General features: G+C 71.9%; 1 protein-coding gene. It reads left to right on the top strand.

Going from position 1 to position 424, the window contains the following annotated elements:
- Positions 1–375, top strand: a 375-nt coding sequence (locus AC1DYG_RS20005; RefSeq protein WP_477641588.1) for a hypothetical protein, incomplete at its 5' end; no start/stop codon positions are given.
- Positions 376–424 lie beyond the last annotated feature (49 nt).

Genomic DNA, 424 nt, shown 5'->3' with positions numbered 1-424 from the left:
GAGCAGGCCCGTGCCGCCCTGGTGACCGCGGTTTCCGGCGCCGAGACCCCGTCGGAGACCGCCGAACTCGCGGTGCGCGCGTTCGTGGCCCTCGTCCTCGACCACCCCGAAGCCGGCCGAGTTCTGCTGCTGGCGCCGCTGCGGGACCCCGCGCTGGGCGGCCGCGGCCTGGAGTTGGCCCCGAGTTTCGTTGTGCTGGTACAGGATCAGCTGCGCGGCGTTGCCGATCCCGACGAACGCGCCCTGCGGGCGCTCGGTCTCGTCGGCGCCCTGACGAGCCTTTTCATCGGCTACCTCGACGGCACCGTCACCGTGCCCCGGGAGCGGCTGATCCGGCACTGCCTCGATTTGCTCGACCGAGCGGCCCGCCCGTGACCGACGTCGGTTCGCCTGTTCCTGGCGCCCATACCTAGAACTGCTAGGG

This window comes from Pedococcus sp. P1_H8 (genome assembly GCF_056405175.1).
Note: the sequence above shows the minus strand (reverse complement) of the source record. Positions and strands in the feature narration are given on the sequence as shown.